14 protein-coding genes and 1 rRNA gene are annotated in these 16,359 nt (G+C 70.4%); 7 read left to right on the top strand and 8 right to left on the bottom strand.

Annotated features, from left to right (window positions below; genetic code table 11):
* Positions 1 to 115 precede the first annotated feature (115 nt).
* Positions 116 to 706: a GNAT family N-acetyltransferase gene (locus OG707_RS24840; protein ID WP_329121900.1), complete on the top strand. Its 591-nt coding sequence runs from the start codon at positions 116 to 118 to the stop codon at positions 704 to 706.
* Entirely contained in the window at positions 687 to 1,907 is a 1,221-nt protein-coding gene (locus tag OG707_RS24835) for a winged helix-turn-helix domain-containing protein (RefSeq protein WP_443071385.1), read from the top strand. Before OG707_RS24840 ends, OG707_RS24835 begins: the two co-directional genes overlap by 20 nt.
* Positions 1,908 to 1,922: 15 nt before the next feature.
* Here OG707_RS24835 and OG707_RS24830 read toward each other — a convergent pair whose 3' ends face one another.
* From OG707_RS24830 to mtnA, 7 genes are all read right to left on the bottom strand, one after another.
* A complete protein-coding gene (locus OG707_RS24830) occupies positions 1,923 to 2,663 on the bottom strand; it encodes a response regulator transcription factor (protein ID WP_329121896.1) in 741 nt (246 codons plus the stop codon).
* A gap of 179 nt (positions 2,664 to 2,842) precedes the next feature.
* Positions 2,843 to 3,535, bottom strand: a complete 693-nt coding sequence (gene hpf / locus OG707_RS24825; RefSeq protein ID WP_329121893.1) for a ribosome hibernation-promoting factor, HPF/YfiA family — start codon at positions 3,533 to 3,535, stop codon at positions 2,843 to 2,845.
* Between the two features lie 341 nt (positions 3,536 to 3,876).
* Entirely contained in the window at positions 3,877 to 4,593 is a 717-nt protein-coding gene (locus OG707_RS24820; protein ID WP_329121891.1) for a ComF family protein, read from the bottom strand.
* Positions 4,594 to 4,676: 83 nt separating this feature from the next.
* Positions 4,677 to 6,506, bottom strand: coding sequence for an LpqB family beta-propeller domain-containing protein (locus tag OG707_RS24815; protein WP_329127958.1), 1,830 nt, complete (start codon positions 6,504 to 6,506; stop codon positions 4,677 to 4,679).
* Positions 6,507 to 6,585: 79 nt separating this feature from the next.
* Positions 6,586 to 8,559 carry an MtrAB system histidine kinase MtrB gene (mtrB, locus tag OG707_RS24810; RefSeq protein WP_329121890.1) on the bottom strand — a complete coding sequence of 658 codons (1,974 nt, stop codon included), beginning with the start codon at positions 8,557 to 8,559 and terminating at the stop codon, positions 6,586 to 6,588.
* 1 nt (position 8,560) lies between these two features.
* Positions 8,561 to 9,238 carry a two-component system response regulator MtrA gene (mtrA, locus tag OG707_RS24805; protein ID WP_329121888.1) on the bottom strand — a complete coding sequence of 226 codons (678 nt, stop codon included), beginning with the start codon at positions 9,236 to 9,238 and terminating at the stop codon, positions 8,561 to 8,563.
* Positions 9,239 to 9,385: 147 nt separating this feature from the next.
* On the bottom strand, positions 9,386 to 10,495 hold the full coding sequence (mtnA, locus tag OG707_RS24800) for an S-methyl-5-thioribose-1-phosphate isomerase (protein WP_329121885.1): 1,110 nt from the start codon (positions 10,493 to 10,495) through the stop codon (positions 9,386 to 9,388).
* A 143-nt stretch (positions 10,496 to 10,638) separates the two neighbouring features.
* Here mtnA and OG707_RS24795 point away from each other — a divergent pair, with 143 nt between their 5' ends.
* The 5 genes from OG707_RS24795 to OG707_RS24775 are packed head-to-tail and all read left to right on the top strand — an operon-like array spanning position 10,639 to position 16,098.
* Positions 10,639 to 11,916 (top strand): DUF7544 domain-containing protein, encoded by a 1,278-nt coding sequence (locus OG707_RS24795; protein ID WP_329121883.1) that lies wholly within the window; start codon positions 10,639 to 10,641, stop codon positions 11,914 to 11,916.
* A 4-nt stretch (positions 11,917 to 11,920) separates the two neighbouring features.
* On the top strand, positions 11,921 to 12,619 hold the full coding sequence (locus tag OG707_RS24790) for a DUF4129 domain-containing protein (RefSeq protein WP_443071384.1): 699 nt from the start codon (positions 11,921 to 11,923) through the stop codon (positions 12,617 to 12,619).
* Complete coding sequence (locus OG707_RS24785) at positions 12,616 to 13,797, top strand: DUF4350 domain-containing protein (protein WP_329121882.1); 1,182 nt, start codon at positions 12,616 to 12,618, stop codon at positions 13,795 to 13,797. Before OG707_RS24790 ends, OG707_RS24785 begins: the two co-directional genes overlap by 4 nt.
* Positions 13,794 to 14,777, top strand: coding sequence for an AAA family ATPase (locus OG707_RS24780; protein ID WP_329121880.1), 984 nt, complete (start codon positions 13,794 to 13,796; stop codon positions 14,775 to 14,777). The genes OG707_RS24785 and OG707_RS24780 overlap by 4 nt, the downstream gene beginning before the upstream one ends.
* Before the next feature lie 10 nt (positions 14,778 to 14,787).
* Positions 14,788 to 16,098, top strand: a complete 1,311-nt coding sequence (locus OG707_RS24775) for a DUF58 domain-containing protein (protein ID WP_329121878.1) — start codon at positions 14,788 to 14,790, stop codon at positions 16,096 to 16,098.
* 89 nt (positions 16,099 to 16,187) lie between these two features.
* Here OG707_RS24775 and rrf read toward each other — a convergent pair.
* Positions 16,188 to 16,304: ribosomal RNA gene (rrf, locus tag OG707_RS24770) — 5S ribosomal RNA — on the bottom strand.
* Positions 16,305 to 16,359: the final 55 nt, after the last annotated feature.

Raw genomic sequence — 16,359 nt, 5'->3', positions numbered from 1 at the left:
CCCCGCCGCCCCGGGAGGTCCACTGTCAAGGAGAACGTCCGGAGCAGCCAGAAGGTGCCGGAGCGACGGCCAAAAGGCCTGGCGGCCCGCTGAGGCAAGGGCGCAGAATCAGCCGATGGATCCCGTGACCCTGACCACCGAGCGCCTCCTGCTGCGCCCTCTGGACGCCCGCGACATCCAGGCCACGTACGAGGCCTGCCAGGACCCGGCGATCCAGCGCTGGACGACCGTCCCGTCGCCGTACGAGCGGATCCATGCGGAGTTCTTCATCGAGCAGATGGCGCCGGAGGGCTGGCGGACGGACTCGGCGTACAACTTCGCGGTGGTCCCGCGGGACGGCGGTCCGCTCCTCGCCTCGCTCAACCTCCACCGTTCCCTCAACCTCCACAGTGTCCCGCCCGGCGCCTGGGAGACCGGCTTCTGGACGGCGAAGGAGTACCGCGGCCACGGCTACATCACCGAGGCGGTCGGCGCGCTCGCCCACTGGGCCTTCACCGCACTGGACGCCGGGCGCCTCGAGTGGCGGGCGGAGGTGGGCAACAACGCCTCGCGGGCCGTCGCGGAACGGGCCGGCTTCCGGATCGAGGGCGTGCTGCGGGCCGGACTGCCGCACCGCGGCACGCTGCGCGACGCCTGGCTGGGCGCGCTGCTCCCCGGCGATCTCGGTCTTCCCAGCTCACAGCCGTATGTCAGTGCCACCTCCTAAAGTCTTTCCCATGGCACCCACAGAGCTGTCCGCGGACGAAGCCCGTCGTATCGCCCTGCGCGCCCAGGGATTCCTCGGCGCCCCCGACCGCAGGGGCGGGGCGCGCGGTGTGCTGCGGCACCTGGGCGCGGTGCAGCTCGACACGATCTCGGTCCTCGCCCGCTCGCACGAGCTGATTCCGTACGCACGCCTGGGCCCCCTGGGCCGCCGTACGGTCGAGGACGCCTACTGGACCGGCGTATCTGATGGCGCGTCTCCGACACGACCTCACTCCTTCGAGTACTGGTCGCACGCGGCCTGCATCCTCCCCGTCGAGGAGTGGCCGCACTTCGCCTTCCGCCGCCGCGCCTACCGCGACCGCCCCCAGTGGCACCACGACCTCCCGCAGTCCGCGTACGACCAGGTGATCAAGCAGCTCCGCGCCGAAGGACCGCTCACCGCAACGGAGTTGGGCGGTGCGAAGAACGGCGGCGAGTGGTGGGACTGGTCGGATTCGAAGATCGCCGTCGAGCGGGCTCTGATGTACGGCGACGTGGTCTGCACCGAGCGCCGCAGCTGGAAGCGCGTCTACGACCTGGCGGAACGGGCAATCCCCACCGACCTCCTCGACACCGACCTCGACGACGCGGAATGCCTCCGCCGCCTGGTCCGCCTCGCGGGCGACGCACTGGGCGTGGGCACCCGCTCGGACATCGCGGACTACCACCGCCTCAAGGCCGAGCAGTTCGACGCGGTGGTCGCCGACTCGGGCCTGGTCCCGGTCACCGTCCAGGGCTGGGACAAGCCGGCGTGGGCCTCACCGGAGGCCCTGGCCACGACGCCCCGTGGCCGTCACCGCACGACGCTCCTGTCGCCCTTCGACTCCCTCATCTGGGAACGCCCCCGCACGGAGCGCATCTTCGGCTTCACACACCGCCTGGAGGCGTACGTCCCCCGGCCCAAGCGCATCCACGGCTACTTCGCGATGCCGCTGCTGGCGGGCGGCCACCTGGTGGGCCGGGTCGACCCGGCCCGCGAGGGAACGACGCTGGTGGCACGCCAGCTCTCCCTGAAGAACGCGAAGGCGGTGACCCCCATGGCGGCGGCGCTCACAGAGGCGGCGAGCTGGGTGGGCTGCACACAGGTGCGCGTGGAGCGGGTGGACCCCCCGGAGCTGAGGGCCCCGCTCGAGGCGGCCGTATCAAGCCTGACCGGCGTCTGAGGCACGCACTACCGGCTACCGGATCTCGAGGATCTTCTCCCGCATCGCGTAGACGACGGCCTCCATCCTGGAGTGCAGCTGCAGCTTCTCCAGGATGTTCCGCACATGGTTCTTCACGGTGTTCTCCGAGATGAACAGCTCTTTGGCGATGTCCCGGTTGTTCATCCCGGTGGCCACCAGCTTCAGCACCTCGAGCTCGCGGTCCGTCAGCCGCGGCGCCGGCACCAGACGCCGCTCGTCCGTCCGCTGAATCATCGACTTGAACTCGGTGAGCAGTTTCGACGCCATCGAAGGACTGATCTGCGACTGCCCGTCGGCAACCGCCCGAATCGCGGTGGCCACCTCGTCGGTCGAGATCTCCTTCAGCAGATATCCCGTGGCACCGGCCTTGATCGCGTCGTACAGATCGGCCTCTTCATCGCTGATCGTCAGCATGATGATCTTCGCGCTGGGCGCCACCTCCTTGATGGAGGTGCAGGCCTCGATACCGCCCCGCTTCGGCATCCGTACGTCCATCAGCACGATGTCGGGCAGCAGATCCGCGGCCTTGTCGACCGCCTCGGCCCCGTCGCCCGCCTCGCCGACGACCTGGATGTCCTCCTCCGCGGCCAGGACGATCTCCAGACCCCGCCGGAACAGCGCATGGTCGTCGACCACGAGGACCCGAATCGGCTCCTTGCGCGATACGCCCGGCTCGTCGGAGGCACTGCCGTCATCCATGCTGCCGTCCCGCACCGGTCCGAAGCTGTCCGCCATCGTTCCTCCCCCTGAAGGCCTACTGCGCCAACCGCAGCTCACAGAGCACCTATTGGCGCGCGACTCCATGCTTTCATGCCGGGAGGGCAGAGCAGCGATTGTCCCCACGGCGATGCCCCTGGTGGCTCAAAAAAGCTCCCAGGGGCACCACAGCGGCTAATCCGGCCAATCCGGCACCATCACCCGCCGAGCGCGCCCCCGGCGCCACCCGCGTCGGTCTCGGCCAGCGGGTCCGTCGTCAGATGAATGACGCCGTAGTCGTAGGCGTGCCGCCGGTAGACGACACTCGGTTCCTTGGTCTCCGCGTCGACGAAGAGATAGAAGTCGTGACCGACCAACTCCATCTCGTAGAGCGCCTGGTCGAGCGTCATCGCCGCTGCGACGTGCGTCTTCTCCCTGACGACCAGCGGACCTTCGCCCTGCACCTCGAGCGAGCCCATTTTGGTCGTGGGCACGGCGCCCGCCGCCGACGGGTCGGCGACGACGTCACCGCTGCCGTCGAGGTGCGCCACACCCGGCACCGTGTCGACGACCTCGGCCGCCGAAAGCCTGCCGGTGCCACGCCTGTTGTGCCGCTTCTCATTCTGCTTGCGCAGCCGGGCCTCGAGCTTCCCCGTGGCCAGATCCAGCGCTGCGTACGGGTCGGCGGCCGCCGCCTCCGCCCTGATCACCGGACCCCGGGAGTGGAGCGTGATCTCCACACGGTCGGAACGCTCGGCCTGCCTCGGGTTGGGCTCCTTGGACACCTCGACGTCGAGGCTGATCACCTTGCCGTCGAGCTTCTGGATCTTCTCCAGGTTCAGCTTCTCGGCCACGTGCTTGCGGAACCGCTCGGGTACCTCGGTCTTGCGGCCCTTGACGACGATGTCCACGCAGAACTCCGTTCCCGGGTCGCTCCGCTCATCGGCGGAGCAGCTCCCTCTTGCACCAGACCCCGGTGAGCACCGGAGTCTCGGACTTGGCGACTTTCACCTCCTCCTCCCCCAAAGGGAAGATCCCCACCCCACCAACTTCAGGGGTTACGGAAGACACCAGAGCTGTGCTTTATCCACACGTGTCCGTGCAATCAGTGAGTCACAGCTTTCGCGATTCCTCACAACCGAACATAGCTCGCCGGACCGTGTGTCGGCACCCGCTACCGGGCCGTACCTCCGTTCAGGTGACTCTTCCCTCTCACTACCTGCAACGATGCAAGTTGCCTATCAGTTCCGGTTTATTTCTGGAAAGAACGGAAAGCAGAAACCGGAGCCGCCACCACAGCCGCGCCCAGTTCCCCGCCCCCCATGAATTCGCGCGCCTCCCCGACGGCCCGCGCGGCCTCCACCAGCGAGGCTCCGGTCGTCATCAGATCGTCCACCAGCACGATCCGGCCGCCCGCCAGCAGCCGTACGCCACCCGCTGCCGCCTCCAGCGCCCCGGAGAGATTCGCCAGCCGCTGCCGGGCGCTCAGCCCCGCCTGGTCGGCCACCGCACGGCGCTGTCGCAGCACGGAGAGGACCCTGGCCTGCGACCCCGTCCTGCGGAGCTCCGCGGAGGCCGCGAGAGCGATCCGCCGCGCCGGATCGTGGCCGCGCGCCCGCACCGCGCTCCGCGCCGAGGGCACCGGCACCAGCAGCAGCGGTCCCGTTCCCGCCGCGTACGGGGCAGAGGCCCTGACGGCCCCGGCCAGCGCCCTGCCGAGCGCCCCCGCAAGCCCCAGCGCACCCCGCTCCTTGTGCCCGAGCAACACGGCCCGCACCGCGTCCTCGTACCCGGCGGCGGCATGCACCACCGGCAGCCCGACCGGTTCAGGATCGGGCCGCACCCGTCGCGCCGCGGCACCGTGGAGCGCCCCGGCGCACTCCTCGCACAGCGCCGTACGCGACCTGCCGCAGCCACCGCAGGCCACCGGAAGCACCAGGCCGGAGATTTCCCGCCACCACCCCCGCATGGACTCCACTGTGACCGTACGGACCACATCCGGCCACCCCTGTGGACAACTCCTGTGGACAACTCCCCACGGTCCAGCCGGAGTCAGCCCGGGTAGACGGGCGAGGCTCCCTTTTCAACGACCGTCTTCCAATTGGCCCCGAACGGCAGCCGCACGATGCCGTCACCCTGCGAGAGCGCCACCAGCGGGAGCCGACTGTCGTCCGCCGCCGCCACCGCCGTGACCCGGTTCGCACCGGGGATCGTCGCCGCGGACGAACCGTCCGTCTGCATGTACCGCACTTCCTGCACCCCGCCGAATTCCTTGCCGACCACCACGAGCCTGCTGTGCCCGGCCCATGACATGGCGGTCACCTCCGCCATCTGCGGGGCGGCGTCCCTCAGTTCACTCACGGACACGGTCACACCGTCCTCCCCGTGGCTCTGCCGCTCCACCCGGCCGACCTTCAGCGTCGTCTTCTTGCCCTCGGAGACGAGCAGCGCGATCCGTACGCCGTCGGCCGACATCCGGATCGACTCGATCCGCGCACCGTCCAGACCCGCGACATTCACGGTCTGCGGCGCACCGGTGCCGCCGGCGAAACGCAGCAGCCGCGCATGCGCACGGTCCCGGTCGGCGACCCACAGGTCGCCCAGACCGTCCCAACTCGGCGCCGAGAGACGGTCCTCGGGCCGCTTCCCCTGGCTGGTCACCAACGGATCGCCCAACTCGCCGTCGGAGAGGATCGATGCCGCGTAGAGCTGCTGCCCGGAGACGGTGACGGCCGCCGCCCGCCGGTCGTCACGCGACACCGCGACCGAGTCCAGCGTCTTCGGTCCCGCGCCGAGCGGCCCGGGCACCTCCTCCGTCGTCTTGCTGCTGCCCGCCGTCGAATCCCCCGCACCCGTCGAGGACGCGACGGATCCAGGCAGCCGTTCGAGATGCCCCTTGGCGTTGATGAAGTACGCAGAAGTCGCAGTCCCCGAGGCGCGGTCCGGCGAGAACTCCTCCGCCTGGTCGGAGCTGAGCACACACAGCTGCGAGCCGTCCGAGCGCTCCAGCTCCACCTGCGTGACCTTGGACGCCGTCAAGTCCCGCAGAGTGAAAAGCAGTTGAGCGGCCATCTTCCGGCACTGCCCCTGCCCGACCTGGGACGCCTTCGCGTTGAGCGGCACCTTGAGCGCATTGCGGTCGTCGAACGTCAGCGACTTGATGCCGTCCTTCAGCGCCGTACCCGTCGGGAAGCGCGAATCGACCACCGGCTTCAGCCAGTTGGTGGGCCCGCTGAGCAGCGTGGCGACCGTCTGCGTCACCGAGTCCATCCGCGACTCGGGGTCGATGCGCTTCCGTACGTAGACCGGATCGGCGACCAGCCAGTCCTGTCGCGACGAATCCGTGGATCCGGTGGAGTTCCCGGACCCGGACGCCGGCAGCGAGGCGAAGTAGTACTTGTTGACGGACTGGTAGTTCCGTACGAAGTCCGACTGGCCGAGCAGCAGCCCCTTCGGCGGACTGTCGATCCGCCACTCCTTGCCGTCGGGGGTGTTCCGCCGTACGAGATGGATCGTCTCCTCGTACGCCCCCGCCTCCGGCCGGTAGGCGTGCTGTTGGTCCACCACCGCGACCTGGGTACCGCGCAGCTTGTAGGTGAACCCGTCCAGCCCTCCCCGGTCGAGCTGCCGGTCCGGCTCCCGGCTGGGCCCGTCCGTCAGCACCGTCGTCTCGGCGGCCGGGTCCCAGGTCTTCGCCGCCTGACTGGTCAGATACTTCCTGGCCGTGGCGAACTGCAGATCGTCGCTGGTCATGGCCTCCAGGAAGCCGTCGACGATGTCGACGGGCTGCGCACCGTCCTGCGGCGACACGGCGTACACCTTGACCTCGGAGTCCGCCCGCTGCGACGGATCCACGGACTTGATGTCCCCGGAGGTCGGCATCGACGCACACCCGGCCAGCAGCACACCGCCGCAGCCGAGCAGTACGTACGCCCGCACACCCCGCCCCGATGCCCCACCCTCAACGCCCACGGGCCGTGTCCTCCCGGTCAGAAGCCTGTGCCTGCGTGACGGAATCACTCTGCCGCGCCACCACCCGCGCCCCGCTCCCCGGCAGAGCCGTCGGATCGGCCGGTATCGCCCGCGGCGGCATCGGCAGCGCCGAGCGCTCCGCGCCGGGCTGAACCGGCACGGTAGCCAGCCGCTCCGCGCTGACCTGCGCCTTCGCCTGTTCCCGCCCGCGCCGCGAGTCCTCGGGCTCGAGTGGTATCGGCGAGCCCCGCAAGGGCTCGTCGGCCGTACGCGGCAACGTCAGCCTGAACTGCGACCCGCCACCGGGCTCGCCCCAGGCCTGCAGCCACCCGCCGTGCAGCCGCGCGTCCTCGACGGCGATCGAAAGACCGAGCCCCGTACCACCAGTGGTCCGCGCCCGCGCCGGATCGGCCCGCCAGAACCGGCTGAAGACCCGCGTGGCCTCGCCGGGCTTGAGCCCGACGCCGTAGTCCCGCACCGCGATGGCGACAGCGCCGCCCGCGACCCCGAAGCGCACGACCACGTCCTTGCCCTCACCGTGCTCGACGGCGTTGACGACCAGGTTCCGCATCACCCGCTCGATCCGCCGCGCATCGGCCTCGGCGACCACCGGCTGCGCATCCCCGACGACCCGGATCCGGCTGCCCTTGTGCTCGGCCAGCGGCTCGGCCGCCGCGATCACGCGCCGTACGGTCTCCCGCAGATCTATCGGCTCGGCCTCCAGGGCAGCAGCCCCCGCGTCGAACCGGCTGATCTCCAGCAGATCGGCCAGCAACGACTCGAACCGGTCGAGCTGCTCACCGAGAAGCTCCGCCGACCGTGCCGTCACCGGATCAAAATCGCTGCGCGCGTCATGAATGACATCGGCGGCCATCCGCACAGTGGTCAGAGGCGTCCGCAGCTCATGCGAAACGTCCGACACGAACCGCCGCTGCATCCGCGAAAGATCCTCCAGCTGCTGGATCTTCAGCTGCAGGTTCTGCGCCATCTTGTTGAAGGCCTCACCGAGCCGGGCGATGTCGTCCTCACCGGTGACCTTCATCCGCTCCTGCAGCCGGCCCGCCGACAGCCGCTCGGCGATGCCCGCGGCCATCCGCACCGGCGTGACGACCTGCCGCACCACCAGCCATGCGATGGCGCCCAGCAGCACAACGACGAACAGCCCGGCCGTCGCCAAGGTGGTCTTGACCAGACTGAGCGTCTTCTCCTCCTGCGTCAGCGGGAAGAGGTAGTAGAGCTGGTACGGCTGATGATCGACGTCCTCGAGCCGCTGGCCCACGATCAGCCCGGCCTGCGGCTCTCGCCCGTCCTCGTACTTGATCTCGGTGTACGTCTGGTACGGCGTCGTCCCCTGGTCCACGCGCTTGCGCAGCTCCTGGGGAACGCTCGCCGTCAACACCCGCCCGGTGCCGCGCTCGCCGAGGCTGCTGGCACCCGCCTCGTCCGTGGCGGGCCCCAGAGTCACCACGTTGTACGCGCCCTGCCCGCCACTGGCGAGCTGCTCCACGAGGTCGGTCCGCCAGTTGGAGGAACCCTTGTCGCTCGCCGCACTCCCGTCCTGCGCACCCGACGCCACCGGCTGGTTGGCCTTGTCCTTCGCCACGGTGAAACCGCCGGCGGCCTGACTGACCGCGGCCTTCCCCTTGGCATCGAGCAGCCCATTGCGTACCTGCCCGATGACCACAAGCCCGAGCAGCAGCACCACCCCGAGGGACATCACGAGCGTGCCCGCGACCACCCTGAGCTGGATGTTCCGCCGCCACAGCCGTACGGCAGGCAGCAGCGGACGCCGCACCCACCGCGCGACAAGACGCAGCACGGGCGAGCCGGGTGCCCCGTCCTGGAGCAGCCGACCCCCGTCCAGAAAGCGCCCGAACCTCGAAGTCCTCTGCCGGGCACCGGCAGGCCGCTCCGCACGGACTCCCGGCTCCCCGGGTATCGGAGCAGCACTGCCTCGCGTCATATCAACTCGGCCCGGCCTTGTACCCGACACCACGCACCGTCACCACGATCTCCGGCCGCTCCGGGTCCTTCTCGACCTTGGAACGCAGCCGCTGGACGTGCACATTGACCAGCCGGGTGTCCGCCGCGTGCCGGTACCCCCACACCTGCTCGAGCAGCACCTCGCGCGTGAACACCTGCCAGGGCTTCCTGGCCAGCGCCACGAGCAGATCGAACTCCAGCGGAGTCAGAGCGATGGACTGCCCCTCCCGCTTCACGGAGTGCCCGGCCACGTCGATGACCAGATCCCCGATCGTCAGCTGTTCAGGCGCCGGCTCCTCGGACCTCCGCAGCCGCGCCCGGATCCGGGCGACGAGCTCCTTCGGCTTGAACGGCTTGACGATGTAGTCGTCGGCCCCGGATTCGAGCCCCACCACCACATCGACGGTGTCGCTCTTCGCCGTGAGCATCACGATCGGCACCCCGGACTCGGCCCTGATCAGCCTGCAGACCTCGATGCCGTCCCGTCCGGGCAGCATCAGATCGAGCAGCACCAGGTCCGGCTTGGCGTCACGGAATGCAGCCAGTGCCTTGTCGCCGTCCGCTACAAACGACGGTTCAAAACCTTCTCCCCGCAGCACAATGCCCAACATCTCGGCCAGCGCGGTGTCGTCATCGACGACAAGGACTCGTCCCTTCATATCGACATCATCCCATTTGCATCTCAGAGGCATAGACCGAGGTGAGATAGGTCACCGACCTGTGACAACGTCCGTCGCCACCTGCGGATGACTACCAACATCCGACGACGTTGATGTCACCTGCTGACCGGCCACCGGGCGGGAGCCTTACCGCGCACGGAGCGAGGCCCCGCCGCACAGCTCCGCGAGCGCCGCGCCCGTGACGGGCGACAGCACTCCTTCTTCCGTGACGATCGCCGTCACGAGGTCCGGGGGTGTGACATCAAACGCAGGGTTGTACGCCTGCGTTCCCAGCGGAGCCACCGGACCGTCCCCACCCGCGAACTCCGTGACCTCCTGCCCCGGACGCTGCTCCACTTCGACGGAGGCCCCGTCCGGGGTCTCCAGGTCCACCGTCGTGACCGGAGCCACCACGATGAACGGCACATGGTGGTACTTCGCGAGCACCGCGAGCGGATAGCTCCCCACCTTGTTCGCGACCGACCCGTCGGCGGCGATCCGGTCCGCCCCGATCAGCACCGCGTCGACCTCTCCCGCAGCGAAGAGCGAACCCGCCGCGTTGTCGGTGAGCAAGGTGTACGCCATCCCGTTCCTGGCCGCTTCGTACGCGGTCAGCCGCGCCCCCTGCAGCAGCGGACGCGTCTCGTCGACCCACAGCCGCCGCAGACTGCCCGCCCGGTGCGCGGCCAGCGCCACCGCGAAGGCCGTGCCCTCGCCGCCCGAGACCAGCGCCCCGGTGTTGCAGTGCGTCAGGATCCGGTGCCCGCCACCGGGCAGCAGCTCGTCGAGGAGCCCCAGGCCGTGTGCGGCCATGCGGGCACTGGCCTCGGCGTCCTCCCGGTGCAGCGCCCGGGCCTCGGCGAGCGCTGCATGCGCCGCCTGCGCGGGCCCCTCGCTCTGCAGAGCCGCCCGATAGGCGTCCGCGGCCCTCCGCACCCCGTACCCGAGGTTCACGGCGGTGGGCCGCGCCCCCGCGAGCAGCGCGGCCGCCTCGTCCACGTCGAACCCGCGTACGGCAGCGAGCGCGACCCCGTACGCCCCGGCGATGCCCAGCAGCGGCGCCCCCCGGACGGCCAGCGTCTGGATGGCGAGCACCAGCGCGGGCACGTCCGTGCACACCAGCTCGACCTCCTCGGCGGGCAGCCGCGTCTGGTCGAGGAGCACCAGCACGGGCCCCTCGGGCGGCTCGTCCCAGCGCAGCGCAGGGAGCTCGGGCGGCTTGGATGCCTGAGGGCTGTACACGTCCTGATCGGCCATCCGCCCAGTCTGCCCCGTGACCCACCGACAATTGAAGGTGCAAAGGAGATGCAGCACCTGATCCGCAGCCGCGTCCCACATGGCACGATGGCTGGCAACCTGCCGCCGCGTCCGCGGACGGGCACCGTGAAGGAGCAATTCCCGTGAACGACTCTCCGGGCTGGGCCTCGCCCGGATCCGCCCCCTCCGACGGCCAGGACCCGGGCGTGCCCCGGCCTGCCGAGCCCGCCGACCAGTCCGGTGCCGCCCCGAAGTGGTCCGACGCCCAGCCGCCCGCCGGCCAGTGGTCCCCTCCCAGCGCCCCGAACACCCCGGGCGCACCCCCCGCACCCCAGCCGAACCAGGGCTGGGGACACCAGTACCAGGGCGGCCCTCGGCAGAACGGCCCGCACCAGGGCGGCGGTTGGGGCGCCCCGCAGCAGGGCGGCGGCTGGGGACAGCCGCCCGCGGCCAAGCCCGGCGTGATCCCGCTGCGCCCCCTCGGGGTCGGCGAGATCCTCGACGGCGCGGTCTCCACGATGCGCGCCCACTGGCGTACGGTGCTGGGCCTCACGCTCACCGTCGCCGTGGTCACCCAGCTCGCGGACATCCTGATCCAGCGCTACCTGATGCCCACCCCGCCGTCGATCGACCCCAACGCGACCGGCACGGAAGCCATCAACCAGTCCATCGACTCGATGCAGTCCAGCATGCTCGCCCTGGCGCCCACACTGGTCATCTCGCTCATCGGCACGCTGTTCACCACGGCGATGCTCACGATGGTGATCAGCCGCTCCGTCCTCGGCCGTTCGGTGACGCTCAAGGAGGCCTGGGCCGAAGCACGACCGAGGCTGGCCGGGCTGCTCGGACTGACCCTGCTCCTGGGCCTGATGGCCAGTGCGATCGTGGGCGTCGGCATCCTCCCCGGCGTCCTCGTCGCCGTACTCGCCAGCTCGACCGCGGGCGCGGCTCTCGCCGTCCTCGGCGGACTCGGAGCGGTGGTCGTCGTGATCTGGCTGATGGTCCGCTTCTCCCTCGCGTCCCCCGCCCTGATGCTGGAACGACGGGGCATCGTCCCCTCGCTGCGCCGCTCGGCCAAGCTGGTCCGCGGCACCTGGTGGCGGATCTTCGGCATCTCCCTGCTCACGATGGTGCTGACCCTGGTCGTCTCCATGATCATCGGGATCCCGTTCTCCGCGATCGCGATCGCCGTGGACGGCAACAGCTTCAGCGACCTGTTCTCGGGGACGACCACGGACTTCGGCTGGCCCTTCCTGATCGTCAGCGGCATCGGCGCGGTGATCGCCTCGATGATCACCTACCCGATCTCCGCCGGTGTGACGGTCCTCCTCTACGTGGACCAGCGCATCCGCCGCGAAGCCCTCGACCTCGAACTCGCGCGCGCCGCAGGCGTGCCCGGGTACGAGACCACCGGGAGCTGATGCGGTGTCGGCTCCGGGGGGCTGGACAACAACGCGGCTGCTGACCCGCGCATTCACCAACGCACCGACACCACCGGTGGACACTCCGCGCGACCCTGCCCGCGAAGCGGCGAAGCGCGAACTGTCCAAACCGATGTACCACGAGAACGACCCGAGCCTGCTCCGCCGCGGCATCGACCGCTTCTGGGACTGGCTCGGCGGCCTCTTCGACGCCGCCTCCGGGGCAGCCCCCGGAGGCGTACTCGGTCTGGTCGTCATCATCCTCCTCGTCCTCGCCCTGATCGCCGCCCTCTGGTGGCGTCTGGGCACCCCCCAACGGCTCCCGGTCTCCGCCTCCACCCTGTTCGACGACCGCCCTCGCACCGCGGCCGAACACCGCACCGCCGCCGAGGCGCACGCCGCAGACCACGCCTGGACCCCCGCCGTCCAGGAACGGATGCGCGCCATCGTCCGCTCCCTGGAAGAACGCACCCTGCTCGACCCGCGCCCCGGCCGCACCGCCGACGAGGCGGCAGCAGAGGCAGCCCGCCCGCTCCCCGCGCACGCGGACCGACTGCGCACCGCAGCGCGCGAGTTCGACGGCATCACCTACGGCGGCCGCACCGCGGACGAGCAGGCGTACCTCCGCCTGACCGCACTCGACCACGACCTGGACCGCACCAAACCCCAGCTGGCCGAAGCTCCCCAGGGAGCCACCCCATGACCACCACCACACCCGCCACCTCGCTCTCCCCCACCGCGCGCCAGGTGTGGACCCGGGCCCGCGGTCTCCTGATCGCGCTCGCCGTCCTCCTCGCAGCCGGCATCGCTCTCGCTGCCGTCCGCTCCGGGGACCAGCACGGCAACCTCGACCCCCGCTCGGCCGACCGCTACGGCAGCCGCGCCGTGGCCGAACTCCTCAAGGAGCGCGGCGTCTCCACCCGGGTCGTCACCACACTCGACGCGACCGTCGCCGCGGCCGGCCCGGACACCACCCTCCTGGTGGCCAACCCCGACCTCCTCACCCCCCACCAACAGAAGACCCTCCACTCGGCGATCTCCGATTCAGGCGGCCGCACGGTCCTCCTCTCCCCGGGCCCGCCCTCCGTCTCCACCCTCGCCCCCGGCGTACGGGCCATAGCCCCCGCCGAGGTCTCCGCCCGCGCCCCGCGCTGCGACCTGCCCGCCGCACTCCGCGCGGGCCCCGCCGACACGGGCGGCATCAGCTACTCCTCCCCCGGCAACGGCGCCTCCGCCTGCTACCCCGCCGACGGCCTCCCCACGGTGCTCACCCTCCCGTCCGCCGGCCACGGCGACACCGTCCTGCTCGGCGCTCCCGACATCCTTCTCAACCATCGCCTCGACGACGAGGGCAACGCCTCACTCGCCCTGCAACTCCTCGGCTCACGCCCCCACCTCGTCTGGTACCTCCCCTCGCTCTCCGACGCCTCCGCCACCGACGGCGGCACCAAGAGCTTCTTCGACCTCATCCCGTCCGGCTGGCTCTGGGGAACGCTCCAACTCCTCCTGGCCGCAGCCCTGGCCGCCGTATGGCGAGCCCGCCGCCTCGGCCCCCTGGTCCCCGAACGCCTCCCCGTCACACTCCGCGCCTCGGAAGCCACCGAGGGCCGCGCCCGCCTCTACCGGAAGACGAACGCCCGCGACCGCGCGGCCGAAGTGCTCCGCTCGGCAGCCCGCGCCCGTCTCGCCCCACTCCTCGGCGTCCCTCCCCGCGAGGCCCACACCCCCGAGGCCCTCCTCCCCGCCGTCTCCGCCCAACTCCCCACCACGGCACACGATCTCCGTACCCTGCTCTTCGGCCCGTCCCCTGCCGACGACGCCGCCCTCATCCGCCTGGCAGACGAACTCGACGCCCTAGAACGAGAGGTACGCACCTCATGAGCGCCCCGACCCCGCAGACCCCCGACCACTCGGACCAGGCCCGAGCCTCACTGGAGGCCCTGCGAGCCGAGATCGGAAAGGCCGTGGTCGGTCAGGACCCGGCCGTGACCGGTCTGGTCGTCGCGCTCCTCTGCCGAGGCCACGTCCTCCTCGAAGGCGTCCCCGGAGTGGCGAAGACCCTCCTGGTCCGCGCCCTGGCCGCCTCCCTGCAACTCGACACCAAGCGCGTCCAGTTCACCCCCGACCTCATGCCCAGCGACATCACGGGATCGCTGGTCTACGACGCCCGCACCGCCGAGTTCTCCTTCCAGTCCGGCCCGGTCTTCACGAACCTGCTCCTCGCCGACGAGATCAACCGAACCCCTCCCAAGACGCAGTCCTCGCTCCTCGAAGCGATGGAAGAACGCCAGGTCACGGTCGACGGCACCCCCCGCCCCCTGCCCGACCCGTTCCTGGTGGCCGCCACCCAGAACCCGGTCGAGTACGAAGGCACCTACCCCCTCCCGGAAGCCCAGCTCGACCGCTTCCTCCTCAAGCTGACCGTCCCCCTCCCATCCCGCGAGGACGAGATCAGCGTGCTCACCCGGCACGCCGACGGCTTCAACCCCCGCGACCTCCAGGCCGCCGGCCTACGCCCCGTCGCCGGTCCCGCCGACCTCGAAGCGGCCCGCACCGCCGTCGCCAAGACCTCCGTGTCCCCGGAAATCTCCGGCTACGTGGTCGATATCTGCCGTGCCACCAGAGAATCCCCCTCCCTCACCCTCGGCGTCTCCCCACGAGGCGCCACCGCGCTGCTCTCCACCGCCCGGGCCTGGGCCTGGCTCACCGGCCGTGACTACGTCATCCCCGACGACGTCAAAGCCCTCGCGCTGCCGACCCTCCGCCACCGGATCCAACTCCGCCCCGAGGCCGAGATGGAGGGCGTCACCGCCGACTCCGTCATCAACGCGATCCTCGCCCAAGTCCCCGTCCCCCGCTGAGGATCCACCCATGGCCCTCACCGGACGCGCCGCGCTCCTCGCAGCCCTCAGCTCCCTCCCCGTCGGCATCCTCGCCCCCAGCTGGACGGGGATCCTCGCCGTGAACACCCCCCTCACACTCGCAATTCTGTACGACTACGCCCGGGCCGCACCAGTACGAAAGCTCCAATTCACCCGAACCGGTGACACATCAGTTCGGGTTGACGAGCCGGCCGAAGTCCTTCTCACCGTCACCAACCCGTCCCCCCGTCGCCTGCGCGCCCAACTCCGCGACGCCTGGCCCCCCAGCGCCTGGCCGCCCGGCACGGAACAGGCCGCCTCCCGCCACACCCTGACGATCCCCGCCGGCGAACGACGCCGCCTCACCACGGCCCTCCGCCCCACCCGCCGCGGCGACCGCCAAGCAGAACGCATCACGGTCCGCTCGTACGGCCCGCTGGGGCTCGCGGCCCGCCAAGGCCACCACCGCGTCCCCTGGACGGTGCGCGTCCTGCCGCCGTTCACCAGCCGCAAACACCTGCCCTCACGCCTGGCCCGCCTGCGCGAACTCGACGGCCGCACCAGCGTGTTGACCCGCGGCGAAGGCACAGAGTTCGACAGCCTCCGCGAGTACGTCCCCGGCGACGACACCCGTTCCATCGACTGGCGAGCCACGGCCCGCCAGAGCACCGTCGCCGTACGCACCTGGCGTCCCGAACGCGACCGCCACATCCTGATCGTCCTGGACACGGGCCGCACGTCAGCGGGACGGGTCGGTGACGTCCCTCGCCTGGACGCGGCAATGGACGCAGCTCTGCTCCTCGCCGCCCTCGCCTCACGCGCCGGCGACCGCGTGGACCTCCTCGCATACGACCGCCGCACCCGAGCCCTGGTCCAGGGCCGCTCAGCGGGAGAGATCCTCCCCTCCCTGGTCAACGCACTGGCCCCTCTCGAACCCGAGCTGGTGGAAACAGACGCCCGCGGCCTGAGCGCCGCAGCCCTCAAACACGCCCCCCGCCGCTCCCTGATCGTCCTGCTCACCACCCTGGACGCCGCCCCGATCGGCGAAGGCCTCCTGCCCGTGCTCCCCCAACTCACCCAACGCCATACGGTCCTCGTAGCCTCGGTCGCCGACCCCTACGTCGCCGAAATGACGACCGCCCGAGGAACCCTCGAAGCGGTCTACGAATCCGCAGCCGCCACCCAGGCCCTCGAACAGCGCCGCCGCACAGCGGACCAGCTCACGCACCACGGCGTCACAGTCGTAGACGCAACCCCAACAGAAATCGCCCCCGCCCTGGCCGACGCCTACCTGGCCCTGAAAGCCGCCGGCCGCCTCTGAAAAGGCGGCCGGCCCGGCCTTCCCATACCGGCCCCGGAACGCAGAAAACCCCCGCACCATAAGGTGCGGGGGTTTCCCATCTAAAAATTGTTCGGCGGCGTCCTACTCTCCCACAGGGTCCCCCCTGCAGTACCATCGGCGCTGAAAGGCTTAGCTTCCGGGTTCGGAATGTAACCGGGCGTTTCCCTAACGCTATGACCACCGAAACACTATGAAATTGAACCAACCGGTGTTTTCACGGTCGTTCGTTATTTCAGAACT

Origin of the sequence: Streptomyces sp. NBC_01465, assembly GCF_036227325.1 — a bacterium.
Taxonomy (GTDB): domain Bacteria; phylum Actinomycetota; class Actinomycetes; order Streptomycetales; family Streptomycetaceae; genus Streptomyces.
The sequence above is the reverse complement of the archived record's forward strand: the minus strand, read 5'-3'. Positions and strand labels throughout refer to the sequence as shown.